The sequence below is a fragment of the Chryseotalea sanaruensis genome (genome assembly GCF_003990915.1).
GTDB lineage: Bacteria > Bacteroidota > Bacteroidia > Cytophagales > Cyclobacteriaceae > Chryseotalea > Chryseotalea sanaruensis.
This window is the reverse complement of sequence record NZ_BHXQ01000002.1, coordinates 701,458-727,358: the sequence shown is the minus strand read 5'-3', so window position 1 is coordinate 727,358 and position 25,901 is coordinate 701,458. Positions and strand designations below refer to the sequence as shown.

Annotated in this window: 23 protein-coding genes and 2 tRNA genes; 10 read left to right on the top strand and 15 right to left on the bottom strand. The window is 38.2% G+C overall.

The genetic code is table 11. The features are described from left to right. Positions 1 to 22 precede the first annotated feature (22 nt). From SanaruYs_RS07590 to SanaruYs_RS07580, 3 genes are all read left to right on the top strand, one after another. Positions 23 to 646, top strand: a complete 624-nt coding sequence (locus tag SanaruYs_RS07590; RefSeq protein WP_127121915.1) for an L-threonylcarbamoyladenylate synthase — start codon at positions 23 to 25, stop codon at positions 644 to 646. Between the two features lie 140 nt (positions 647 to 786). Beyond that, positions 787 to 1,428, top strand: coding sequence for a WbqC family protein (locus SanaruYs_RS07585; protein WP_127121914.1), 642 nt, complete (start codon positions 787 to 789; stop codon positions 1,426 to 1,428). Positions 1,429 to 1,554: 126 nt separating this feature from the next. Continuing rightward, on the top strand, positions 1,555 to 4,101 hold the full coding sequence (locus SanaruYs_RS07580; RefSeq protein WP_127121913.1) for an ATP-dependent Clp protease ATP-binding subunit: 2,547 nt from the start codon (positions 1,555 to 1,557) through the stop codon (positions 4,099 to 4,101). Between the two features lie 87 nt (positions 4,102 to 4,188). Here SanaruYs_RS07580 and SanaruYs_RS07575 read toward each other — a convergent pair whose 3' ends face one another. Then, on the bottom strand, positions 4,189 to 4,698 hold the full coding sequence (locus SanaruYs_RS07575; protein WP_127121912.1) for a hypothetical protein: 510 nt from the start codon (positions 4,696 to 4,698) through the stop codon (positions 4,189 to 4,191). Between the two features lie 227 nt (positions 4,699 to 4,925). Here SanaruYs_RS07575 and SanaruYs_RS07570 point away from each other — a divergent pair, with 227 nt between their 5' ends. After that, a complete protein-coding gene (locus SanaruYs_RS07570) occupies positions 4,926 to 5,561 on the top strand; it encodes a response regulator transcription factor (RefSeq protein ID WP_160118608.1) in 636 nt (211 codons plus the stop codon). Here SanaruYs_RS07570 and SanaruYs_RS07565 read toward each other — a convergent pair whose 3' ends face one another. The 6 genes from SanaruYs_RS07565 to SanaruYs_RS07540 form a co-directional block, all read right to left on the bottom strand. Continuing rightward, positions 5,562 to 6,335, bottom strand: coding sequence for a sensor histidine kinase (locus SanaruYs_RS07565; RefSeq protein WP_127121910.1), 774 nt, complete (start codon positions 6,333 to 6,335; stop codon positions 5,562 to 5,564). Positions 6,336 to 6,384: 49 nt separating this feature from the next. Further along, positions 6,385 to 9,447, bottom strand: coding sequence for a sensor histidine kinase (locus tag SanaruYs_RS07560; protein WP_127121909.1), 3,063 nt, complete (start codon positions 9,445 to 9,447; stop codon positions 6,385 to 6,387). 51 nt (positions 9,448 to 9,498) lie between these two features. Next, entirely contained in the window at positions 9,499 to 10,722 is a 1,224-nt protein-coding gene (locus SanaruYs_RS07555; protein ID WP_218022386.1) for a DEAD/DEAH box helicase, read from the bottom strand. A gap of 203 nt (positions 10,723 to 10,925) precedes the next feature. Further along, positions 10,926 to 11,120 carry a cold-shock protein gene (locus SanaruYs_RS07550; RefSeq protein WP_127121908.1) on the bottom strand — a complete coding sequence of 65 codons (195 nt, stop codon included), beginning with the start codon at positions 11,118 to 11,120 and terminating at the stop codon, positions 10,926 to 10,928. Between the two features lie 92 nt (positions 11,121 to 11,212). Continuing rightward, positions 11,213 to 11,983 carry an acyl-CoA desaturase gene (locus SanaruYs_RS07545; RefSeq protein ID WP_127121907.1) on the bottom strand — a complete coding sequence of 257 codons (771 nt, stop codon included), beginning with the start codon at positions 11,981 to 11,983 and terminating at the stop codon, positions 11,213 to 11,215. A gap of 122 nt (positions 11,984 to 12,105) precedes the next feature. Then, a complete protein-coding gene (locus SanaruYs_RS07540) occupies positions 12,106 to 12,702 on the bottom strand; it encodes a sigma-70 family RNA polymerase sigma factor (RefSeq protein WP_127121906.1) in 597 nt (198 codons plus the stop codon). A 173-nt stretch (positions 12,703 to 12,875) separates the two neighbouring features. Between SanaruYs_RS07540 and SanaruYs_RS07535 the strand changes: the two genes are divergently transcribed. From SanaruYs_RS07535 to darG, 5 genes are all read left to right on the top strand, one after another. Beyond that, entirely contained in the window at positions 12,876 to 13,811 is a 936-nt protein-coding gene (locus tag SanaruYs_RS07535; RefSeq protein ID WP_127121905.1) for an acyl-CoA desaturase, read from the top strand. 133 nt (positions 13,812 to 13,944) lie between these two features. Continuing rightward, positions 13,945 to 14,017, top strand: a tRNA-Gly gene (locus tag SanaruYs_RS07530). 53 nt (positions 14,018 to 14,070) lie between these two features. After that, positions 14,071 to 14,156 (top strand) — tRNA-Leu (locus SanaruYs_RS07525). 179 nt (positions 14,157 to 14,335) lie between these two features. Beyond that, on the top strand, positions 14,336 to 14,989 hold the full coding sequence (darT, locus tag SanaruYs_RS07520; RefSeq protein WP_127121904.1) for a type II toxin-antitoxin system toxin DNA ADP-ribosyl transferase DarT: 654 nt from the start codon (positions 14,336 to 14,338) through the stop codon (positions 14,987 to 14,989). A 17-nt stretch (positions 14,990 to 15,006) separates the two neighbouring features. Further along, positions 15,007 to 16,053 (top strand): type II toxin-antitoxin system antitoxin DNA ADP-ribosyl glycohydrolase DarG, encoded by a 1,047-nt coding sequence (darG, locus tag SanaruYs_RS07515; protein ID WP_127121903.1) that lies wholly within the window; start codon positions 15,007 to 15,009, stop codon positions 16,051 to 16,053. A 36-nt stretch (positions 16,054 to 16,089) separates the two neighbouring features. Here the strand turns inward: darG and SanaruYs_RS07510 are convergent, their stop codons facing one another. The 4 genes from SanaruYs_RS07510 to SanaruYs_RS07495 form a co-directional block, all read right to left on the bottom strand. After that, positions 16,090 to 16,806, bottom strand: coding sequence for a hypothetical protein (locus SanaruYs_RS07510; protein ID WP_127121902.1), 717 nt, complete (start codon positions 16,804 to 16,806; stop codon positions 16,090 to 16,092). After that, positions 16,806 to 19,754 (bottom strand): HsdM family class I SAM-dependent methyltransferase, encoded by a 2,949-nt coding sequence (locus SanaruYs_RS07505; protein ID WP_127121901.1) that lies wholly within the window; start codon positions 19,752 to 19,754, stop codon positions 16,806 to 16,808. The genes SanaruYs_RS07510 and SanaruYs_RS07505 overlap by 1 nt, the downstream gene beginning before the upstream one ends. Positions 19,755 to 19,911: 157 nt before the next feature. Beyond that, entirely contained in the window at positions 19,912 to 20,634 is a 723-nt protein-coding gene (locus SanaruYs_RS07500) for a hypothetical protein (protein ID WP_127121900.1), read from the bottom strand. Between the two features lie 271 nt (positions 20,635 to 20,905). After that, positions 20,906 to 21,139 (bottom strand): helix-turn-helix domain-containing protein, encoded by a 234-nt coding sequence (locus SanaruYs_RS07495; protein ID WP_218022385.1) that lies wholly within the window; start codon positions 21,137 to 21,139, stop codon positions 20,906 to 20,908. 68 nt (positions 21,140 to 21,207) lie between these two features. Here SanaruYs_RS07495 and SanaruYs_RS07490 point away from each other — a divergent pair, with 68 nt between their 5' ends. Next, positions 21,208 to 21,873: a hypothetical protein gene (locus tag SanaruYs_RS07490; RefSeq protein WP_127121899.1), complete on the top strand. Its 666-nt coding sequence runs from the start codon at positions 21,208 to 21,210 to the stop codon at positions 21,871 to 21,873. A 165-nt stretch (positions 21,874 to 22,038) separates the two neighbouring features. Here the strand turns inward: SanaruYs_RS07490 and SanaruYs_RS07485 are convergent, their stop codons facing one another. The 4 genes from SanaruYs_RS07485 to SanaruYs_RS07470 form a co-directional block, all read right to left on the bottom strand. Continuing rightward, complete coding sequence (locus tag SanaruYs_RS07485) at positions 22,039 to 22,311, bottom strand: hypothetical protein (protein ID WP_127121898.1); 273 nt, start codon at positions 22,309 to 22,311, stop codon at positions 22,039 to 22,041. A 237-nt stretch (positions 22,312 to 22,548) separates the two neighbouring features. Next, complete coding sequence (locus SanaruYs_RS07480) at positions 22,549 to 24,387, bottom strand: gamma-glutamyltransferase family protein (RefSeq protein WP_127121897.1); 1,839 nt, start codon at positions 24,385 to 24,387, stop codon at positions 22,549 to 22,551. Between the two features lie 124 nt (positions 24,388 to 24,511). Continuing rightward, on the bottom strand, positions 24,512 to 25,102 hold the full coding sequence (locus tag SanaruYs_RS07475; protein WP_127121896.1) for an LURP-one-related family protein: 591 nt from the start codon (positions 25,100 to 25,102) through the stop codon (positions 24,512 to 24,514). Then, positions 25,095 to 25,898 carry a zinc-dependent peptidase gene (locus tag SanaruYs_RS07470; RefSeq protein WP_127121895.1) on the bottom strand — a complete coding sequence of 268 codons (804 nt, stop codon included), beginning with the start codon at positions 25,896 to 25,898 and terminating at the stop codon, positions 25,095 to 25,097. The genes SanaruYs_RS07475 and SanaruYs_RS07470 overlap by 8 nt, the downstream gene beginning before the upstream one ends. Positions 25,899 to 25,901: the final 3 nt, after the last annotated feature.

Genomic DNA, 25,901 nt, shown 5'->3' with positions numbered 1-25,901 from the left:
AAGATTATCCTATCTTTAATACATGCCTGCCGAACTCTTAAAAATTCATCCGCAAAATCCTGAGGGGAGAAAGATAGCGCGTGCAGTACAAATACTTCGCGAGGGAGGCATCATTGTTTACCCTACCGATACTATTTATGGTATTGGTTGCGACCTTACTAATAGAAAGGCCGTTGAACGTATCTGTAAAATCCTGGACATAAAACCGCAGAAGTTAGACCTGTCTTTTATATGCAACGACTTAAGCCATATTTCCGAGTATGTAAAAAACCTGGAGACACCCACTTTCAAATTATTGAAGAAGAACTTGCCCGGTGGTTTTACTTTTTTATTGGAAGCCAGCAACAAAGTGCCTAAAATTTTAGATGTCAATAAAAAGACCGTGGGCATCCGAATTCCCAATCATAATATTCCACGTATGATTGTGGCAGAGTTAGGCAATCCTCTAATTACTTCGTCTATAAAAGATGATGACCTCATTAAAGAATATACAACTGATCCAGAGGAGATTTATGAGGATTTTAAAAATGTTGTAGACCTGGTAATTGATGGTGGAGCCGGAGGAAACATTCCCTCTACTTTTGTTGATCTTACGCAGGCCGAACCTTATATTATACGTCAAGGTCTGGGTGAATTACTACGCTAAAAGTTTATACTTATATCAATGTCTTTTACTATAGCTCTTTTAACCCTCTCCTCTGGAGAGGGTAGGGCGAGGCGAATAAAAAGAATGCTTAAGTAAACGTGATGATTCTTAAATATTGAATTTGAAATTTGAAATCTCCCATGTCCTCCTGCCTAATAGAACTCCACTACCTCCCATCAGTACAATACTTTACCACCCTCGCAAAGCATAATGTAATTACCATTGAGCGACATGAGCATTTCATTAAACAAAGTTACCGTAGCCGATGCGTTATCAATACCTCACAAGGTCCACAAACCTTAATTGTACCGCTTAGCAGTAAATCTAACGCAGGGTCTAATGGTCATTTTAAAAGCCTGATTACCGAAGTAGGCATCGATTATTCACAAAAATGGCTTAATAACCATTGGCGAAGCATTCAAGCTGCTTATGCGAAAGCACCCTTTTTTGAATACTATGCTGATGCACTTCATACGGTTTTGTTTAAGCAATACCCATATTTGTATGAACTAAATATGAGCTTGCTGACATTGTGTCTCAAATGGTTGAAACTAGAAATCCAAATACAAGAAAGTTTGGCGTATGAGAAAGCAACACCTCTAGGTGAAATTGATCTAAGAAATGCTATTTCTGCGAAAAAAAAGGGGTTAATCAAATATGAACCTCACTTTAAGCCCTACACTCAGGTTTTTGGCAACACTTTTGTCAATAACCTCAGCATTATCGATCTCATTTTTTGCACTGGACCGCAGGCACTTACATATCTAAAAGAAGTCGAATGAACAATTAACAAAGAGCCTGCGTTTAGAGATTTGAAGTAGCATCGGTAATCAGTCAAAAAGAACACGATCTTCATTAAAAATTAAAGCAAAAGTTTACATTTACAGTAACATCCACTCCAATTTAATATGGAAGCAAAATTCTCTAACCGCGTTAAAGAGGTTATCTCCCTCAGCAGAGAAGAAGCACTCAGACTCGGTCACGATTACATAGGCACTGAGCATCTATTGTTAGGTCTTATTCGCGAAGGCGAAGGCGTAGCAGTAGGCGTGCTTAAAAAACTTGGGGTACCCCTTGATGATCTGCGTGCCGAAATCGAGAAGATTTCTAAAGGCACAGCCTCACAAGCCCCAGACGTAAAAAATCTGACTAACATTCCTTTAACAAAAGCTTCAGAAAAGGTCTTGAAAATCACCTACCTGGAAGCCAAAATATTTAAAGCACAGTTGATTGGTACAGAGCACTTATTGCTCTCTATACTTCGCGACAAGGATAACCTTGCATCACAGTTATTAAGTCGTTACGATGTTGTATACGAAACTGTTAAAGAAATGCTTGAATACCAGGCAGACGGACCTACCGCTTCACAAGACACTGACGATCCGGATGATGATTCGTCTAAAATCTTTGGCGCTGGTGGTGGACAAGGTGCGCAACGTGGTGGCGAAAAGAAAGGAACAGAAAAATCACGTACGCCTGTACTTGATAACTTTGGCCGCGACTTAACAAGATTAGCCGAAGACGGTAAACTTGATCCTATCGTTGGCCGCGAAAAAGAAATAGAACGTGTAGCCCAGATTCTTTCACGTAGAAAGAAAAATAACCCTATCCTTATTGGCGAACCCGGTGTGGGTAAAACTGCTATTGCCGAAGGTTTGGCTTTGCGTATTATTCAAAAGAAAGTTTCGCGTGTACTTTTCGGTAAACGTGTTGTAACACTCGACCTCGCATCACTTGTTGCCGGTACAAAATACCGCGGCCAGTTTGAAGAGCGTATGAAGGCTGTAATGAATGAATTGGAAAAATCTCCGGATGTGATCCTCTTCATTGATGAACTTCATACCATTGTGGGTGCTGGTGGTGCTTCCGGTTCGCTTGATGCATCTAACATGTTTAAACCTGCCCTGGCACGTGGAGAAATACAATGCATTGGTGCAACTACATTAGATGAGTACCGTCAGTACATTGAAAAAGATGGTGCTTTGGCAAGACGTTTCCAAATGGTAATGGTAGATTCTACTACCGTAGAAGAAACCATTCAAATTCTGGACAACATCAAAGAAAAATACGAAGAGCATCACCATGTAGTTTATACTAAAGAAGCAATTGATGCCTGCGTAAAACTTTCAGACCGCTACATCAGCGATCGTTATTTACCAGACAAAGCTATTGACGTATTGGATGAAGCTGGAGCACGTGTACACATTAACAACATACACGTGCCTGAAGAGATTGTGAAGTTGGAAGAAGCTGTCGAAGAAATTAAGAAAGAGAAAAATCGCGTAGTTAAGAGTCAGAAATACGAGGAAGCTGCGCAACTTCGCGACAAAGAGAAGAAACTGCTTGAGCAATTAGAGATTGCGAAAACCAAGTGGGAAGAGAAAACAAAAACTGAAAAGTATACCGTTAATGAAGATAACGTTGCAGACGTTATCGCCATGATGACGGGCATCCCGACCAAACGTATTGCTCAGAAAGAAAGCAACAAATTACTCAACATGGGTGATGAGCTTTCTGGAAAGGTGATCGGTCAGGATCAGGCCATTAAAAAATTAACTAAAGCGATACAACGCACAAGAGTTGGTTTAAAGGATCCTAAAAAACCAATTGGTTCTTTTGTATTCTTAGGTCCAACGGGTGTAGGTAAAACTGAATTGGCTAAAGTATTGGCTACTTACCTTTTTGACAAAGAAGATTCTTTGATCAGAATTGATATGAGTGAGTACATGGAGAAATTCTCTGTGTCTCGTTTAGTTGGAGCACCTCCAGGCTATGTTGGTTATGAAGAAGGCGGACAGCTTACCGAGAAGGTAAGACGTAAGCCTTACTCAGTTGTATTGTTGGATGAAATCGAGAAGGCTCACCCGGATGTATTTAACATACTTCTTCAGGTGCTAGACGATGGTATATTAACTGATGGTTTAGGACGTAGAGTGGATTTCCGTAACACCATTATCATAATGACCTCTAACATTGGTGTTCGTGACTTGAAAGATTTCGGTTCAGGAATTGGTTTTGCTACTGCTGCTAAACGTGAGAATGAAGAAGAGACGATGAAATCAACTATTCAGAATGCATTGAAGCGTGCCTTCAGCCCTGAATTCTTGAATCGTTTAGATGACGTAATTGTATTCAACTCACTGCAACGTGAGCACATACACAAAATCATCGATATCATTCTTAAGAAAGTATTCGATCGTATTACCCAAATCGGTTATCATGTTGAATTAACTGATAAGGCAAAAGATTTTCTGGCTGAGAAAGGCTACGACCATCAATTTGGCGCTAGACCACTTCACAGGGCAATTCAGAAATACCTGGAAGATCCGGTAGCCGAAGAAATTCTGAAAGGTGAAATCGAAGAAGGCGGAACCATTGTTGCCGATTACGAAGACAATGCTGAAGTGCTTACTATTACAACAAGAAAAGCGAAAGAAGCTTCCAAAGAAAAGTAAGAAACATATTTAATACAAAAATAAATAAAGGCGAGTGTTACTCGCCTTTATTGTTTTAGACTTTATATATCAAACTTAATGACGATCCTACGGCATGTTTATGCCATAACTGACACTATATTCAAGTAGTTTATAATTGAATCCATTCAGTAAACCTTGATTAAAAAGCACATCCAAACCAGCATCAATTTTTGCTTGCAAATTAGCTCTGTATTGAATGATGAAATCATTAAATGCCTGCTTTTGACTATTTGTTGTTGCAAAACATTTTCTTGTTGTAGAGTTATCAATTTGAGAATAGTATTGCTCATACTCATCATCAAATCCCCATTCTTCATCAGGAGATCCTAAAGTACAAGGAACTTCCATAAACGTTGAGTTGAACAACAATACTGCATCACTGATTCCTGTGCTATAACCCAAATCATATCGGCTCTGCGGTGGTGGTGGCGGTGGTGGCGGTGGGTTCCCACCTCCCTTACCAGGAGGTAGTGGTATTTCATCGCCACAATCAATACAAGTGTCATCTCCAAAATTGAAGTTATCTTCACATGAGACAAAAAACATAACAACGAGTAATAAAATAATCTTTCTCATAATTTTAAAATAATGTTTAATTACACACGTGCTGGCCAGCATACTTTAGCAACGATAATTGCAATTCATCTATTTAACAATACCATTAAGCATTTACCTTACAAATAAGGTAATGTGCCTCGAGCTTATAAATTAAAAACACAAAAAACTAATTTATGATGTACCTTAAAATTAAGGTATACTTACTCTTGAATTTTGCATTAGTTTTATGCCAAACAAAAAATATAATGCCTAACCGAGCTTCGATATTATTGTGTGAAGATGAAAAGCTTTTACGTACAACGCTTGCAGAGCTGATGCGTAAATGGTCGTGGGTTGATGCAATAGACACAGCAGCTAATGGTGAAGAAGCACTGTTGATGCTTGAGAAAAATAATTATGAGCTTTTGCTACTCGATGTAAACATGCCAATACGCAATGGCATCTCTGTAGCACAGGTGGTTCTTAAAACCAAACCAAATATTCGCATAGTTATGCTGACCAATCATGATGGCGATGCGCTCATACTCACACTTTATCGATTGGGTATTCATGGTTTTTTATTAAAAGACACTGAACCCGCTCAGCTTGAATTAGCGCTCCAGACAGTGATGAGTGGTGTTAATTATTTCGCTCCATCTGTGTTAAAAGTTATTAATGCCAATCCACAAAAAACAGCACAGCTACCAGACATTAATGTTGCGCCCCGACACAAGCAAGTGCTCGAGCTTTTGGTTAAAGGACGATCACCAAAGGAAATCGCGGAAAAACTTAGCATGAGCGTAAATACCGTTAATTCATACAAGAGCGATATGATGGAGTTAACACGAACACAAACTACTATTGAGTTAATTGCATACGTTCAGAAAAACGGAATTCTCTGATTAGATTGGTAGCGTAATTAATACACGCGTTCCACGCTCTGGGTGTTCAACCTTAAATATTGCGTCAATGGCAATACAGCGCTCACGCATACCTACCAGACCTGATATTTTGTATTCCCTGCTACCAGGTTTGGACAAGCCGTAACCATCATCACTCACTTCAACAATAAGGCTGTCCTTTGTCCAGGTAAGCGCCACGTCAATGTGCCAACATCCACTGTATTTCAAACTATTGTAAACAAGTTCCTTCACCATTGCCACTAATTCCTTTTCACGTTTCAATTCAAAACGTCTTGCGCCTGATACACCAGCTAGTGTAACGGTTACCCCTTGATAACCGTCTTTGTTCTTACAAAAATGATCCAAGTCTGTAACGATACCACTACTGTTTAATTCGGAACTTGAAAAAGCCCTGACTAAAGCACGGGTATCTCTAATGCGATCCTTAAGTTCCCTTGTGAGTTGCCACAACATATCTGATCCATTCTCGCCAAATGTGCCTTTTTGAAAATGTCTCTCAAACTCATAAAGCAATGCAATGAGTTTGTTCCCCACCTCATCATGAATTATCTGAGATATACGGTCGTGTTCTTTGGTAATAGCCAAATCAACCTCTTTTTGATAACTGGCTGCAGTGAGGCGTTGTGCTAAAATGAAAAAACGAGCTTTGTAATGTCTGCGTATAAGAAAAAAAATAATAGCAGTGATAACAATGAGAAGCATTAAAAAGCCAATGATGCCATAAAATAAAATAACATATGTTTGATTTTCCATGGGTAATCAAAAGTAGAAAATCGTACGCCACTGAACAAGTGGATATAAGCTAGGAGGCTGGTTTTATACTCACCAATTTTAATTCAAAGGTACTTCCTTGATTAGGCTCAGAGTGAACTGTTATGCTACCCTTTAATTTCTCAACCGTCTCTTTTACAATATATAAACCAAGACCTGAACCATTGTTGTTTTCGTTGGCCCGGTAAAACATTTTAAAGATATTAGACAAATGCTCCTCAGAAATACCAATACCACTATCGGCCACTTTTATTGTTGCTTCCTGCCCTGAATATTTAACTGTTACATGAACAAAATTGTCTTCAGTGTATGGATTATGATACTTATAAGCATTTGAAATTAAATTGCGAAGAATAATGGCTAATCGTTTTCTGTCTGTACAGAAATCTCCACTTCCGTTTACCTCCACAATTTTTCTAATGAGCCCCCTTTCATCCATATACTTAAGTTCATCGATTATTTCGTGTATCATTGATTCGAACTTGATAGGCTCGGTATCCAGTTCCAAGCGTGAGTTGCGTGAGAAGTCAATAATATCGCGGATAAAACCATCTAACTTGTGAATACTTTTTTCAATTAAATTGAGGTATTCCTCTACATTGTTCGACTTATCTAATCTTGCCACCGCTATTAATCCAAGGATTGAGGCTAATGGTGCTCGTAAATCGTGAGAGGCACTGTATACAAATCTATCGAGCTCTGAATTTAGCTTTCTCAATTCTCTGTTTCTCTTCTCCACCACATAAATCCTCCACTGATAAATAGTGTAAAGCAAAATAACTACTGCTAAAAAACAAATGATATAAAACCATACTGTCTGATAGAAAAAAGGTTTTACAATCAAGACCTTGCTATCCCCAGTTGTATTCCAAATGTCATCATTGTTGGAGGCCATTACCCTAAAAGTGTATGTACCTGGCGATAAGTTTGTATACTCTACATCACGTTTCATTTCCGACTCTACCCAAGTTTTATTTATAGGCTCAAGTCTGTATTTAAATTTTATTTTCGTGGGTGCTGTGTAGCTCAATGCTGTGTAATTAAAGATATACCGGAGATTTCCAGGTTCAACAATTACTGTATCGGATACAAATGTCTCACTATCTGTAATTAAATCAGTTACATATACCGGAGGAGGAAGAGCATTACTAACTATTTTATCCGGAGAGAATACCGCTATACCTCCAAGGGTTGGTATCCATAAGTCACCGTTGCTTGAAACAAGAGAGCGTGTTGCGCCCGTACACTCTTTATTCTTCATTCCGTCATGATTGTCGTAAAGCTTTGTGTGCACAACGCTATCTCTGCCTGCGAAAAAATTTTGAAGATCTGTGTGTTCAATCTTCAATACACCAAGGTTAGTGGTAATCCATGCGTTGTGATCATTGTCCTCCAACCAATCAAAATAAGTTTCGCCTTTATTAATTGCCTGAAGTCTGATTTTTTTAAACACACCATTATTAAAGCGGTATAAGCCAAGATTACTAACCACCCATACGTTACCATCTTTATCCAGATGAATATTAAAAATCAAAACGCCAGCATCATCTTTAGAAATATGGTATGTGTTTGTACTCCCATCATTTTTAATAATAGTTAAACCACCACTATGTGTACCCACATATATATCGCCCTTACTATTTTCCTCTAATGATAAAATGTAGTTCGACTCAAGTCCCTGATCTTTATTATAGTGCTTTATAACACGATTCAATTTTTGAGAGAATTTGAATAACCCTCCTGATCGAGAAGCAAACCAGAGATCACTATTTTTATCGCGAAGTACTCTCCTCATATCAATGGCTGTTAATCCATCCTTCTCGCCAAGTAATTTCTCTGACTTACCCTGCATTCTAAGAATACCTCTGTAGGAAGCTATCCATAGTGTTCCATTAGCGCCCTCGCAAATATCCCGAATGGCGGCTTCCTTCAAATCAGTTTTAAATACAATACTTGTTATTTCCCCGTTTGTGTATCTATCAACAGTTCCTGCATCTGAGCCAATGTAAAGGGTTTTGTTTGCTTCTTCAACTACAATATTGATTCGGTTATTTGAAAGGCCTTGTTCCTCGGATACATTCATAATACCAGTTTCACGCATTTGCAACAATCCATCGCGGCCTGAACTAATCCAAATGCTACCCTCTCTATCACGACTAATTGAGTTTAGTCTAGTGTATGCGAATCCTTTTTTTCGACTGGTCAACTCTTCAGCAACATTATTCCCGCTAATTCTGGCAAGGCCATTTTCTGTAGCAAACCATTTTCTATTTTCTTTATCTATATAAATATCATTAATGGGGATATTCTTCAAAAAATTTACCGTCCGAAGTTTACCGTTACAAATAGTTTGAAGCCCATCTGCGGTGCCTACATAAAGTGTGTCACCTTTTGATAAAGCGAGTGTATTTACATTATTACTCAATAAGCCATCAAGCTGATCGAAGTGTTCAAGATGTGTTCCATTAAATGAAAATAAACCATCACCATCTGTAGCTATCCAAACCTTACCTTTTTTATCCTTGGTTATATCAAAAATGGTAAGTGTGTTAAGTACTGCATGATCAAGGCGCTTTAGCTCACCACCTTTTGTCATTTTAAACAAGCCTTCATTATTTGATCCAATCCAAACACTCCCATCATCTTCTATTAGTATGGATCGCACAGACTTTGGCATTTTTTCGCCACTTACTTCCAGCAGTTTAAATTTTTTGTCCTGGTACAAAACAATACCGCTGCCTTGCGATGCAAACCAAAGCACACCTTTCTTGTCTTCATACACCTGATAAAAGGCATCAGTCGCTAAAAATGGAAGCACACCACGATCATATACAATTATACGCTGACCATCGAAACGCATAATACCATTATACGTTGTGATCCACATGAAACCCTCACTGGATTGTATGGCCGAAGTAATATTATTGGAAATTAACCCATTCTCACCGGTCCATTGATAAACGGAGGTTTGTGATAATGCTGAACTATTATTTAAAGCATCGGAGGACTGTGCTACAGAAGATGCAGCGTCACAAAAAAGCAACACCAATAAAACATAACACCGATACATCAGCCAGTAAACGTTAAATCTCATTGAACGTTAGTTTCGATCAGTAATAATATTTTAGCAGCGCACCTATTCCAACTACTTGCGCTTTACAAATTTACCTTTCCCGCCAAACTTTTTGCCGCCTTTGTTAAAAGTACTTTTCTTTTTAGTTTCTGGCTCGTAAACAGGTCCTTCACCAAGTGCTGCCGGAATGGGCAATTTTATTATCTCTTGCCCTATCAGATTTTCTATACTGAAAAATCTGCGTTGATCTCTGTCATTTATTAAAGTGATGGCTGTACCTGTGCGCTCAGCACGTGCAGTACGCCCTACTCTGTGAATGTAATCTTCCGGATCAGGTGGAGCATCTGCATTAATGACAAGGTCAATACCATCAACATCTATTCCTCTTGAAAGCACATCAGTGCCAATTAAAATATTGATTTGCTTGCTCTTAAAAGCGCGCATAATTTCTTCACGCTCTGATTGTTCAAGGTCGGAATGAAAAGCGCTTGCTTTCAATCCCTCTTTTTGAAATGAGCGATCAAGGGCTTTGGCTCCATCTTTTGTTGAGCAGAAAATGATCACACTGTTATAGGTATCTGCTGTTAATATGTGCTTGATCAACGGCATCTTTTGTGCATCGTACACAACATATGCCTGTTGTAAAATGCCCGCTGCAGGTTTTGAAATAGCAATGTTTACTTCTTTAGGCTCGTGCAAAATTTTGCTTGTCAGCTGCCTGATTTTAGGCGGCATAGTGGCCGAGAAAAGAAGTGTTTGTCTTTTTTTAGGGAGGTAGCTGATGATCTTTACTATATCATCGTAAAAGCCCATATCGAGCATGCGATCGGCCTCATCTAGTATTAAATGTTGTAAGTGAGTAAGGTCAATTGTGCCTGATGCTAATAAAGCAATTAAACGCCCTGGGGTGGCAATAATAATATCTGCACCTTGTTCAAGCGCACGTTTCTGTTGTTCCCAGGTTGCGCCATCTCCTCCGCCATAAACAGGTATTGAACTTACCCCCGTAAAATAAGCGAAGCCTTCAATTTGCTGATCAATCTGCTGTGCAAGCTCGCGTGTGGGCGCAATAATGAGTGTATTTAAATGTCTATGATCTCCGCGTATCATGCGGTGCACGACAGGCAAAATATAAGCTGCGGTTTTACCTGTACCTGTTTGGGCGCAAGCAATCAAATCATGTCCTTCTAAAATAAGGGGAATAGCCTGCTCTTGTATGGGTGTAGGCTTTTGGTAATTCATTGAGTCGAGGCCTTCAGCCAAACGCTCATCAAAGTTGAAATCGTGGAATGTCACTTGTTTTTATATCAAAATCAAAAATACACCAGGCAGAATTCTCGTCCGAATTGATACGAGTGCGTGTTCAGGCGTCCCCTGCTAAAATTACCTGATTATTGGGAATCGTGTAATTCGCCCACGAAGGTCTGCTTTGTTGTGGGGTGGAAAATCAAAAGCCCCGTTATGAGGCGGGGCTTTTTTGTTTTGTTACTAATATAAAATTAGTTGGCTAAACGAACCTTAACGGCATTTAAGCCTTTCTTTCCTTGTTGTACTTCAAAAGTGATAGCATCGTTTTCACGGATTTCGTCTACTAGACCTGATACGTGAACGAAAAATTCTTCACCTGTTGCTGTTTCCTTAACAAAACCAAAACCTTTAGTTGTGTTAAAGAACTTTACTGTTCCTTGTTTCATTTGTGATAATGTGTTAAAATAATTAATGAACAAAGGTATGCAGAATAAACCACATATTCTTATTTGCTCATAATAATCTCTTTATTAGACTGTTATGCAGCCTTTTTAACGGATTCGAGGTTTATTTCCTTGTGCTTAACTAGTTTAATAATCTTAAAAGCGTTCAAGATTTTTATTACCTGATAAGTAGGATCAATCTCGTGCCAGCGGATGCCGCCAAAGTTTGCACTTGAACCGTTTTTATGGTGATTGTTATGGTAGCTTTCGCCCATCATTAAAAAGTCAGTAGGCAAGAAATTGCGTGATGTATCGCCTACTTCGAAATTTCTGTAACCATACTTATGTGCAAACCAATTGATAATTGCGCCATGTATTGGGCTCATTAAAAACTGAAGTGGCAACAATAACCATAACCACCATTGTGTAGCAAACACTGCATAAACAGAAATATAAACAGCACCCCAGAAAATGCGTGATGGCCATGAGCGCGCAAATTTGTCGAAGGCTTCCCAGTTAGGCACTCCTTCTGTAAAACGTGCGTCCGGAATCATTTTCTTATTCGCGATGTCAGAGTAGATCGTTTTTGTTTTCCACATCATGTTCCAAATGGTTTCATCGTATTTGGGCGAGTGTGGATCGTTCTCAGTATCCGCATAAGCATGGTGCATACGGTGCATAACGCCATAGCCGTAAGGGCTTAAATAATTTGAACCTTGAAAAAACCAGGTAAGCATGTAAAAGATTTTTTCTGTGGTCTTGTTCATCGTAAATGCCTTGTGCGATGCATAGCGATGCAAAAAGAAGGTTTGAAAGAACAGCGACAAATACCAATGTGCTGCAAAAAAGATGAGAATGACTTCCATTTGTTAGGAAAAAGTTAAAATGTTAAACAAAATCAAACAAGCCTAAATACGACTTGAATGTCCTGTAAGACAAACAGATTTTCGATTTGTGACAGAATGGAGAATATTTTTTTTGAAAAGGCTTAAAGGTCGTTTTTAAGCGCTAAAACGAAATCTGAGGCATTATTTAAATCGCAAGCTCTTCTAAAGCTTTCCATCATCTGGGTTGCATCAGGCATTTCAAAATTGATTTTGGAGCGCTCTTCGTTTAGCTTCTTTTTAGCCCGGCTTAGCAATTGGCGACAATGATCCTTCTTTTTATTGAGAGTAGTTTGAACAGCTTCATAATCAAAGTCAAACACCTCTTTTAGCAGAAAAACGGCTCTTTCTAAAGGTTCAAGCTTACTATTAAGTACTTTAAAAGCTGCTTTAAGGTTAGCATCGAGGTCCATTTTAGAGAAATTAATCTCCATTGCCTTATGCAGAAACTCCGGCATATGAATAGCATCCAGATACTCGGTTTTCTTTTTCTTAAGCGAATTAAGGTGATTTAGGCAGTTATTAGTAACTGCTTTAATAAGGTAGGCCTTAGTATTTTCAATTTTTGTCTGATCAATGCTTAACCATTTTAGAAAAGTTTCTTGCACAATATCTTCCGCATCTGCTGTACACCTTACCAGGTTTTGGGCAATAGCGTGCAGCATGGGTTGATAGTGCGATATGGTCTGAGCGTGATTCATACTAATTAAGACTACAAAGATACGCTTAAAACCAGTAGGCTTACCGTTTGTTGTGCATGCAGAGTAAATTGTTTTTTCAAAGTGTTTAAGGCGATTTTATTCAGAATTATTTGCTGATTAGGAATGTTATTAAGAATTAGATGCGAAATTAGCCCTTTCAAAAATTAATTGTGATGACGGAAAATGCCATGGTTCCTGAGGCCAGGAGCAAACCTATTTTAAGACAAGAAATTGCTTTTGCACTTGTGCACATGTTGCCATTATTGGCACTGTTAACAGGGGCTACTTTGTTTGACTGGATTGTTTGTGCAGTGCTTTATGTAGTGCGTATGTTTTGGGTAACGGGAGGCTATCACCGCTATTTCGCCCACAAGTCTTATAAAACTTCACGTTGGTTTCAGTTTGTCATTGCTTTTATGGCACAAACTACTGCACAAAAAGGAGCACTTTGGTGGGCAGCACACCACCGCCATCATCACAGACACAGCGATACACCGGCCGATCCTCACTCCATGAAGATTTATGGTTTTTGGTATTCGCACATTGGCTGGATAGTAGGTCCGGATTTTAAGAAGACAGATTATAAAGTAATAGGGGATTATGCCAAATACCCTGAACTGGTTTGGTTAAATAAACACTACCTCGTGCCACCAGTTATTTTAGCCGTTGTTGTAACCGCCCTGGGTGGGATTGTTAATGGCGATGGTATTCTGGACATGTTTACTTCTGCAGGCATGTCTACCCTCCTGATCGGTTTCTTTTTAAGTACGGTGATTTTGTACCACGCTACTTTTTCTATTAACTCCATTATGCACAAGGTGGGCACTCAACGCTACGAGTCAAACGATGAAAGTAGGAACAGTCTTTGGCTGGCGCTGGTTACGTTAGGCGAAGGCTGGCATAACAACCATCATTATTACGAGACCGCTGCGCGACAAGGTTTCTTCTGGTGGGAGATTGACATTACATACTATGTGCTTAAAACTTTTCAAGCATTAGGTCTAATCTGGGATTTAAAAGAAGTGCCTAAGCACATTAAATATTCTAAAAATAAAACAGAGGCAGCACAGCTGCGCAGGGAATTTGAAGAGTTAAAAACCAGTAGCTAAGCATAGGGGTCTTCTATAAAAGCCTGAGAATTTATTTTTCTGATATTTGCATTTTTAGAAAGCATGACTAAATTTGCATCCCATTTCAGCAAGAAATGACCAAAAAGCCAGACTTTAAGGGTTTGGCTGACAAGCGGGAGTAGCTCAGTTGGTAGAGCACGACCTTGCCAAGGTCGGGGTCGCGAGTTCGAGTCTCGTTTCCCGCTCAAACCCCTCTCTTCAACAGAGAGGGGTTTATTTTTAATAGGTTTCACAACCTGCCTTGGTGGTGGAATTGGTAGACACGCAGGACTTAAAATCCTGTGGCTAGTAATAGTCGTGCGGGTTCAAGTCCCGCCCGAGGTACTAAAGTGCGAAATAAAGCTCTGATTTCCAGAGCTTTTTTCGTTTAGTGTGGCCAATAGTGTGGTCTGTATTTACCAAATATTAGATGTATCTCGTAATTTTAGCGTTTGTCATAGATTGTCACCACGATGTGTAATCTTTATATATACCTTTCAGATATATAACCTCAATTTGAGTAGATGCCAGGGAAGAGTCCTAACATTATTAGACTATATCGCATAATTCATATTAACAATTTGCGGCATCTCCTTGCAAATGGGATTTGTACTAAATCGCACAATTTGGCAGACCCTAACTATATTGATATTGGTGATAGGGGGCTTATAAATAAAAGAAATGTCTATGCTGTAGGTATTGATCCTCCAGGTGGTAATTTAGGAGATTATGTACCGTTTTATTTTGGTAGGCTTTCACCAATGCTGCTAAACATTAAGACGGGTCAAAGAGATGTTACAAAAAGACATCAGCGTGAAATAATATATATCTGTTGTCGATTAAGTGATGTCGTTGCTCAATGTGAAGAGTGGTGTTTTACTGACGGTCATGCTAAGACTGTATCGTTAACGGAATTTTACAATGATCTAAAAGATTTAGATGAGGTTGATTGGAGTATCGTTGACGAACGATATTGGCGAAATGATGTTAATGATATTGACAGGGTGCGGAGAAAACAAGCAGAATTCTTGGTAAAGGATTATGCGCCGGTTGACTGTGTAGAACAAATTATTGTTTATGATGCATCCGCACTTGCTAAGGCTCAAGAAATTGTTGAGGATTTAGAACTGCAAATCCAAGTTAAAGTGAATCCGGGCAACAACTATTACTACTATTGAATAACAAAAGTTTACAAATGCAATACATTAAAGGCAACCTATTAGATGCAAAGACACAAGCTCTTGTGAATACTGTCAATACAGTTGGAGTTATGGGCAAAGGCATTGCGTTGCAATTTAAAGAGGCGTTCCCAAATAATTACAGGGCGTATATTGACGTATGCAAGCGTGGTGAGCTTACGCCGGGCAAGCTATTAGTCGTAAAGGAACCAATACTCGAAGGGGTAAAAATTATTGTAAACTTCCCAACCAAGACTCTATGGCATTTAAAATCAAAGTATGATTACATCGAACAAGGTCTACAAGAACTTGTGAATGTTGTTAGGCAAGAAAATATCAAAAGCATAGCAATACCTCCCTTAGGGTGCGGAAATGGTGGGCTCAAGTGGGAAAAAGTTCGAGGCTTAATGGAAAAATACCTTGGACATTTAACAGATGTTGACATTCTAATTTACGAACCGAATGAAGCTGTAAAGGAGCTAATTAAACAGCAAGACAGTAAAAAGGAAGCTAAGCTGACACACGCTCGAGCTATGCTTCTGTATATGATGTTTTACTATGAAAGCTTTGGCGAAGACACAAGCTTATTTGTTGCAAACAAACTTGCTTACTTTCTCAGAAGATTAGGAGAGAAAAGCTTCTCTAACTTAAGATTTGAGGCAAGTCGATATGGACCATACACTGTTCAGGTGGAGCACATGCTTCACAATATTAACGGAAAATACCTTAAGGGTTTGGAGCAAATGAATGCGAAAGCTTTTGAACCTCTGGAACTGCAGTACGACAAATTGCAAGAAGTAAGCGAGTATGTGAAGAAAGAATTATCCGAAGATCAAAAGAACATCATAAAAAATCTTACAAAAATTATAGACGGCTTTCAATCTGCACTATCTCTTGAAATACTGGCAACAGTGGATTTTGTTAGCAAGGATAAATCATTAAAAAATGAAGATATCATAAGAACAATTCATAATTGGTCTGATCGGAAAAAGAAACTCTTTCAGGACAAATATGTTGACGTTGCGATTAACCATTTGCGGAATTATAGCAATACGATGTGTTGAATTCAGATTAGAAGCGAGTAATAAATTTTTTCCATTTTACACAAGGCTAATCCAAAAGTGAAAAAGTTGAATCGAATCTAGCTGTTGGTCTGGAGCTTTTCTAGAGTTAGTAGATGACAATTCCAACATTATTGCCGAATCTTTAACATTCGAAGTTTTGTTTAGTTGATCAAGATTACTCCATAAGCCTTCTTGATCCTGTTTTGCAAGCTCCTGAATCCAGGAATTGATTTTTAAAAACCAGAAATCAAAATTCTCCTTTTGAACATATGCGATTATCGCAGAGAATTTCAATCTACTTCCATGTAAGCCCTTTTTAAATCGCTCAATACCGCCAGATGGTTTCGATTCCCCAATAACATATTCTCTTTCACGGCCAGTTCCTGGAGTTGGAAGTCGCTTTGCTTCGATTGAGAAAAAACTATCGTCATCACTATAATCTCTGTCAACTATAGTTATGGTTTGAGAGTACGATAGCGTTCCAATATCCACTTGTGCACTCGTTCCAATATTGACATCTTCCATAAATTCAGAATGAAAAAAGAACGGCTGTTCTCGAGCACTTCGATTTAAAAAGATGCATAGCTTTTGGGTTAATCCTTTCTCGTTTATAGATGTTTGTCCTTTATTTTGCTCAGCGAAATGGTCAAAATGCTCTTTAATAAAAGTGATTACTGCATTTATTGAGCTGTTATTTTCAACTCCTGAAGAAAGAGTTCCACCACTGTCGTATATAGTTGAATCAGATAGCATTAAAAACCTTGTTTCCTCAAATCCGAAAATGTCTCATCTGCATCTCTTAATGCTATTGATTTAATCCAAAACCTAAGCTTTTTTGGCTTAATGATATAGATGATGTTATCATGATACAATCTAACTATGCGAGTTAATCTTAAACTTACTCCCGATGTCTTTATAACCAATTTTTCGATGCTCTGCTCTGCAGTTTCCGGATCGTCAAATTTAATTGTTGGTTTCTTGTTAAAGTAAAACGGGAAGCATATATAAGAATTTGTTTCTAAGGGATCTGAGTATTTTAAATTGGAATATACAGAATTCAAAACCTTGCAATAGACATCTGCATATTCGAGAAGATCATTTCTGGTAACATTTTTAGTGGCTATTTGAGAAGTCTCACCATAGCGTCTAAATTCGAGTAAATGATTCCAAAAATCATCGAGCAGAATCTTCTCGAAAGCGTCTAAACCTAAATCGCTTAGATTCTCCGGAAATGGCAAATTGTCGATATCCTGCTTTAAAATTGCCGAAGACTTATTTATCAAATATTGACCGCTTGTGGCCGCAATGTAGAATGGGTAGAGTTTATTGTCTTTGATTGACTTCTCTACTTTTTTTAATTCTGATACATCTTTATTAGGAGCATGAATTCCAACAATTCTACTCTGGAACGTTAAATCATCAGCCCTAAACTCAACAGGGATTCTATCATTAGAGATTATTTCCTTTATAAGTAGGTGAGGTGCTTTAAAAATTTTGGGGTTAGGTAAATAGTAGAAAAGTTTATTTTTCAATTCATAAATCCTCACATTATCTATCCCTAATTCTGTAAATGCATCTGCAGGCAGCGATCGACTATTAGTCAGATGCTCAGCTTTCTTGTGAGCCTTTTTACCTCCGACCATAAATCCCTCTTCAGATATCCACTTTTTATCAATGATAAATTCTCCTAGAGTTCTTAGATGTGACAACCTTTTAATAAACTGGTGTATTCTATTGCCCCCTAGAAAATTGGCTTTCCAAATAAAATTATCATAAAGTGCTAGCTTTCTTGGTACATAATGAAAGTCGTATGCATCCAACTCAAAAAATATTTTCTCCTTATTGGGCTTGGTTCTTCGTGCTGTTATGTGCAGCAATCCCTTGTCTTTAGCCGGTTGATTCTTTACAAAGATGGCTGCAGTTGCAACATCTCCATTTTTTCCAAATAGAACCCTACTAAGATGAGTAAAGTCTATAATTTGAGGGATATCATATTTTAACAAGAGGCATCGTCTAAATTCTGAAGACGTATTATTATACAACAATGGGCCCGATGGCTGAATCAGGCAAACGAGGCTATTTTGTTTTGTGAGTTTTATTGACTCTTCTAAAAAGAGAAGTGCAATCTGATTATCTGGTAACTTGACTTTTAAGCTTTTTGCGCCCTCACCTTCAGTCACCAATAGCAACCTATTTTTATAGTTCTCTGAGTCAATTTTCTTTGCAGGCTGAGTAAGCTTTGCTTCAAACGGTGGATTGCCAATCACTAAATCAAAAGTTGATCGCTTGAATTTATTCTGAAGTATCAGGTCAAAAAAATCTGAGTCAAAAAGATTTTGGTTATACAGTGCATCAAATTCTAAGTCCTCCCAAATCTGTAAAGGGGTGAGCTCGTCACACAAAGCAAGGCTTAAACTAAAAATAGAAAGATTAACTGCATCTGGATCCTTATCCGATCCATAGATATTCTCTTTTAGCAGTCTTTTTAACGTAGCTAAACTTGGGTCCTTCCATTTATTATTTCTTCTCCACCTATATACCAACCTTCTATAGGCTCCAACTAAAAATACCCCCGAACCACAGGCTGGGTCTAAAACTTTAAAATCGGTCTCGGAGTCAGCCAAGGGTAAAGCTTCGTCTAGTAAAAAGTTAACTAGATATGGAGGTGTGTAAACAACGCCTGGCTCTTTTTCTAGAAATTCTTCATAGATGTTGCTGATTAACTCAACTGGTAGATCATTGAAGAAATATAACTTCCAAAATACATATTGAATCCCTGCGAGTTCACCTTCCAGAAAATGCGCAAATCGTGTAAGGTCACTTTTTTTCAACGCCCCTTTCTCACTTTCTGAAAATTGAAATACACCTCCATTGAAGTGCTTTGCTAGATAATCAAACAATTTGACAGCCGAACCCTTACTCTTAAGAACGTCAGTGAATTTAGTAGCTCCTTTTGCAAATTTTTCGAAAAAACTTTTCTTGTACTTAATTTTTTTTCTCTTCCCGTTTACTAAGGCCTTACGCTCCTCATTAGCTCTTGGGAAAACAGAGTTATTAAAGTCATCGGTGCGTTCTTCTAGATATTTAATTAAGATTGAGACAACCATGATTTTCCGGCTAACACGAGCTGGTAGAATCTTAAGGGCAACAATGTCTCTTAAAGCTTGCTTTAACTCAGTTAGTAGCTTCTCATAAGCGCTATTACCAAATAGGAACTCTTTACTGTACGGAGAAACTTCCCAAAATGTACCGTTGTCAAAAATTTTTCCCGAAAATGCTTTGAATTTCCTTTCGTTCTCATCCTCGTCAAGCTTGAATAAGACATCAGATGCAAGTTGAATTGTTTCAAGAGGTTTATAAATCAATTTCTTACCCCTTGCCGGTCGCTCATAACAATTAAAGATTCTCACATTTGATTGAGAGAAAACAAAAAACATCGGAACATGCCCGGAACTGTAGAGACGCTGGTGTAATGTAATTAACTCGTCCGTTTCAACTTCCTTGCCAGAAGTGAAATCATATATGTAAACTTGTGGTATTGCTGGCCGATCTTTGAACCTCCTGAAGTAGATATAGGATGCTTTATAATTCAAGGCATTTTCAATGGCGATAACCTCTGATATACTAAGGTTATTGTGATCGATTAGTTTCAGGTCTTTTACTTCGGTAAGCCCAAAGGAAACCCCTTGATTATCAATCATTTCGAATTTCTCTAGACCATATTTTAGAAAGCTATTCAAATTGTAAGATTCCAACTCGAAAAGTATGGTGGAAATTTAAGAATAGCTATAATCTGATGCCATAAAAGGCTATTACTTTAAAGGAACGACATAAATTGTCAGAAATCATCTTTTGAATTCATTTCTTACTTTGGATGAGCTCCTCGAACTTGAAGCCAAGGCATTTAAAGCATAAGCCGCCTTCAACATGTTCATACTTTGGGAGCCATCCTGCACCATTACATCTTTCACAGGGTGTTAAACTTGTTGGCTCCAGTCCACCTTCCACAATTTTGTAGCTCTTTACCTTCTCAGTCTCGTGCAACTCCCAATGGCACCAATTGCAAATTGTTTCAAGGTCCGAATCCAAATAGTCCCATGGCAATTTGTTAATAATATAAAGTTTGTGATGGATGTTGAGGGAATACCTTTTAGAAGCTTTTATCAAAGCGAACACAGAATCGCCATCTTTGTACTTTAGATACTTGCAATCCCTATAATAAGCGCTTGACTTATTAAGTGTCTCAATTGAGAAAAACCAATAGTGACTATCTTCAATTTGGTCAGGAAGTTTTAAATCATTTCCAACTCTAAACCAGTCAACCTTCTTTTTGTCGGTTTTGATCATTTGTTGGATATCCCTTGCCTTGAACTGTTTTGTTGACCGTCTTTTGCATCTTGTGCAGACATGACCGTCCCTTTTTAGAATTTCTGTTCTCTTCTCAATCCACTCCTTTGTGCGCAGCAAAGCATCGTATGGAATGAGCTCCAACTTCGAATATCTGGATGACAGAGTCATGAAATCAATAAGAGAATTGTTACTATTATTGATTGATGCGTTCTTTTGTTGCGTTATTCTCATAGTTGAGATTGTAAAAAATCTGTTTATCTATTTTCTATTGTTTTTTTAGATTAAGTACTGTTTTCGTTTTATTGTTCAATAAGTTAAATCATGGATATGGATTTATTGACAACTAATGCCACAGTCGGTTTTATTTGTTTTCATGATATGATTCACTGCATGACAACATTGTATGGCCTTACAAGTCTTTCTAGTAATCAAGTTGCGAAGAACAGTCAACGCTATACAACTTTTTCGTGTTCAATTTTAAGTGATCCAATAATTCATGAAATTATTTATTCAATGTCCTCTCAACATATTCAACTAACTCAGAAGGCTTCATATCAAGCACTTCTGCAATTTTAAAAATTGTTTCTATGGATGGCATAGATAAACCTCGCTCTAGTTTGGATATATATACCCGCTCCAAATCACAATAATCTGCCAAGGCTTGTTGACTAAGCCCACTATTTATCCGCAGATTTTTTAAAGTCATCGCAAAGGCTGGTTTTAAATCTCTTTTCACCTTGAGCAAGCTATTGTGGAGATAATTGTGTGGTTGAATACTATAGTGTTCAAATATTATATTTGGTTATGATCAAAGAAATATTCAGCCAAATCCCCAAAAAACTAGCTTCATTTTCCAATGACGAGTTATACTTTATTATTACCGAACTCCTTGTGTCGAATAACCTTGCAAAAAAGCTAATCGTAGAAAGATCTCTTTATATCAAATCAAGCTCAAACTTAATGGGTGAGCAACTTACTTTTCTACACATAGATAAGTCAATCAGCTCGCCAAACAGTCAAAAAAGTTTTACAAGTTTTATTTCTGTAGGCAGACTTGACGCTATGTTCTCCAATATACATCTTCATACAATCTCTTTTACCGAAGTCGAGCGCAACTGTGAAATTGATATTGCTACCATAAAAGTTTTATTAAGTGGATTGGTTGAGCCCGTTGTGTACCAACCCGCCAACTTAATTGATGGGTTACTAAGAATTATTAAGCAACCACACTTCGCAGACAGGGCTGAGAACGCTTTGTTTAAAATTGATCTATGCGAAAACCAATACTGCCATTATTTCGATTTGGGCATTATTAATAATGTAGATTATTCGGGAATGTACTATTGTATTGCCAAGGCAGATAAGCAAGTTAAAGAACCTTCAACTGTAATCATTCATTACAATGATGAAGAACTAGTTACAGGCGTTCTGCCTTCTGCTCATATTAGTTTAAAAGAATTATTTCCTTGATGATTATAGACTAAGGATTGCGAAATAACTGATGAACGATTTAAGTGATATGAAGTAACTACAAATCAATAAAAAGTCACATCTCAGTGGCTTAAGCCTTCTTTGTAAAATTATTCGATACTGATTTCGAAATGAGAACCATAAATCATTTTTGGCAACACCATTTTATATAGTCTGATTTCTTTGAATCCTTTTTTCGGAATTATGACCGCTATGTCTGATTTTACGCGCCTTTCTATCTTGTTTTTTATCAATTCTTACCCGCCTTTTCATGCTCAGTTTTTTCTTGCCCCCCTTACTTTTGCGGTTTGATTCAAGTACCAGACGCTGTTCCGGTGTTAGCTGCTTAGTTTGGCTCTTTGTTACTTTAGGAGTTCTTTGCGCAAAAGCGTACTGATTTAACAGTAGAAAGAATAGCACTGCGTAGATTAATCGCATAATCATTTTTTTGTAAAGTTATGCTTTCATTTCATATTAAGCATCTTCATAACCGACTGAAGCACTATAATATCTTTGGAATCACATTTAATTTGATATACGGTTGACCAAGCATCCAAATTCATCTGGTTCTTTTACTTTCAGTATGGTAATAAGTTGTGGTTCATTTTTTATAAGTAAGTATTAAAAACAAAAAACTCAATGATTTTCATTGAGCTTTTGATTGAGCATTGCTGTTTACCAACCTATACCATAATCTTCGCCATGGTTGCTGGAGCCACCCCAGAAACTGCCGTGCTTCCAATCAAAAAATATTGCATTAATCGGCCCTGATGTTCTTTCATTAAAGCGCATGCGATACCCCATCTTTTGCAATTCACTTCTTACATAAGCCGGAGTGCTGTCGTGTAGTAATATGGAACCTGGTTTTGGTTTGCGGTCTTCACCACCTAGTGATAAATACAATTGATCTGTATTGATGTTTGGTGCCTCACAGGCTTCCTGTACATTCATATCAAACTCAACAATGTTCAAAAAGAACTGCAACAAGTTTTGATCTTGTGTATCGCCACCCTGTACACCAAAAGCCAAAAAAGGTTTATCACCTTTCATTGCCAATGTTGGCGTAAGTGTTACTCGTGGGCGCTTACCTGGTTCAACAACATTAAATGGATTTAATTTTGGATCGGTTACAAAACTCTGCATGCGCTGACTCATACCAATACCTGTTTTACCTGCAATGGTAGCCGGTAACCAACCACCACTCGGCACCATGGATACTATCCAACCATCTTTATCCGTTGCTTCGATGGATGTTGTGCCTAAGAATTGGTTCTTCAACCATTCTTCATCCATAGGCGTAAGTACTGATTTTTCTACTGCTGCCTGATTCCATTGTTTCAAATAATCTTGATAAGGATTTATTTTTCCTTCAAAAGGATAAGGATCGCCAGGCGCTGTCTTTGCATCATTGCTCTCGAGGTTAATAGTTTTGGCTCTTTCCTTTGCGTATTCTTTCGACAACAAACCTTTTATTGGTTCTTCAGGGGCTTTGTAAGGATCTCCGTAGTAAAAATCTCTGTCAGCAAAAGTCAGGTTCATGGTTTGATACAAGGTGTGAATGTATTTGGCAGAATTGAAACCCATTGCCTTCAAATCAAAATTTTCAAGAATGTTTAAAGACTGTAGCAACATGGGGCCTTGTGTCCATTGCGAAAGTTTGTATACTTCTATCCCTTTATAATTTACGTGAAGTGGCTCTTCTTCTATCACTTTCCAAGATGCGAGATCCTGCTCTGTAATTAAGCCGCCTTGCTCTTTGCTGCCTCGCACAAATTCTTTGGCGATATCACCTTTATAGAAACGATCGTAAGCTGCATAAATAGCTTCCTTTCTATTCTTGCCCTTTTTTAGCGCTTGTTGTTCCGCATCAACTAATTTCTGTAGCGTAGCCAATAAATCAGCTTGTCTGAAAATTTCTCCTGCTACTGGTGCTTCACGCTTCTCTCCGGCATGAGGTAGAAAAACTTCTTTTGAGTATGGCCATTCTTTGATTTGTGCTTTGCCACGTTCCATGGCATTTGCAGTTTGTGCCTCAATCGGGTATCCATCTGCTAGTTGCATAGCAGGTGCGAGTACATCTTTTAAACTCATGGTACCATACTCAGCCAGTATGTACATCAGTCCGCCAGGTGTTCCTGGTGTTGTTGCTGCCAGTGGTCCGTATTGTGGTGGGTAGTTCATACCCTTTTCTTTAAAAAATTCTGGAGTGGCTCCAGTTGGTGCAACGCCCAATGCGTTAATGCCGATTATCTTTTTTGTTTTCGGATTGTAAATGATTGCTTGTGTTTCTCCTCCCCAGCTGAGTACATCCCACATCGTGCAAGTAGCTGCAAGCATAGCACACGATGCATCAACAGCATTACCACCCTTCTGAAAAACCATAGCTCCTGCGGTAGCCGCTAAAGGTTTGCCGGTAATAGCCATCCAGTTTTTACCGTGCAGGATTGGTTTTTGGGTTTGTTGAGCATTAGCCACAAAGGCAAATAGCAAAAAGAGCAAAGCAATCTTATTCATAAACTTCAGTTAGTATAACGAATATATAGCTTTCTCGAAGATAGATGTCTTTGGTTACACCAGTGGTCAAAAACAAAAACCTTCGGAATTTCGAAGGTTTTGTTTATAACAAGGCTTTCAATTTCTACTCCTTCAACACCAAATCAATACACATAACTGCTGCTAAAATTAATTGACGCAACGGATGATTTTCCGGTACTTCGTTACTGATCTGCAAAACGTAGTTATCTGCTGAAGTAAAAAACTCTTTACCAAAGCCACTCCATTTTTTTGTTACTGTTGCAAATTCCTTACCATCATTGCTTAAAAACTTAAAGTCCCAGCTTGTCCACTTCCCTTTTAACCAGCAAAGAGAGCGTTCATTGACATCCAATACTTCGAATTTACCTCCTATAGAGAAAAACTTTTGTTTAAACTTTCCGATCAACTGATTGTGCTCATCCAGTACTTCTACTGTTGATACAAACAATGTCGTCCCGCGCTTCACTGTTAGAATACGCTGGCCTGTTGGTGTGTTGATATCAATTTCAAAGGGTGTCATTCGCTTATAATCTGTAAAGCGAAATAGTTTTGTGAAAAAACCCAGGCGTTCTTCTCGTGCCTGCATCACTATCTGTTGTGTTTCCGGATCGTAGATGTCAAAACTGTTGGATGCTTTAAATACCTTAACGTGTTCTTTTACAAAAAACACATTTTTGTTTAATACACTATTCATGACTTAGTAGTTTAATTGGATCTTGCTTTAACAGCGTAACCATAGTTTGGTATAACTCAGGAAGATTGTTTCTGAAATCAAGTGGCCGTTCGAAAAAATTTTCCACGGCTACAGAAAAGAATTCATGTTCATTGGTACAGGCATATGCTCTGAAGAATTGGAAACTTTTCTCAGGATCGTTACAGAGTTCGTATGCGCTTTGGTTAAAGTGTTCGAGGGCCTCTTCATCCAGAAAACCAAATTCTTCATCTCTCACCATATTTTCTAATCGAAGGGCGTGTGCCATTTCATGCAGTCCAAGATTAACGGCATTGTCTGGATTAATAAAACCATCCACAAAGCTTCGCCAGGATAAAACGATAATGCCGAAGGCCGGATTAACTTCACCTCTGTGATAGCGTTTGGTAATATTAGAGTAATAGTCGTCAGAATAGATTAGTATTTTTTTAAAATGTAAGAAGTAAATAGCAGGTAAACCAAAAGTAAGCTGAACTGCGGTAGCAGCAATCGTTGCCCTCATCTCATCGGTAACCAAAGTGAAATTACGAGGGATGAATTTTTTGGTCATTAAGAAATGCATCATCCGTTGTTCAAACTCTCTTTTATCCTTTTCAGAAAGTTTTTGATAATAGTAGAAGTATTTGTTAAGTATTTCTATATATGATGCAGGCACAGGCAATATTTTGCTACGCAATGCAGCAGTTTTTACCTCCACCTGGCCAAATCCTTCTGCCACCTGATTTCGGAAACTGAACACCAGTATAATGATCGTTCCGAAAATGAAAATGGTGAGCATTCA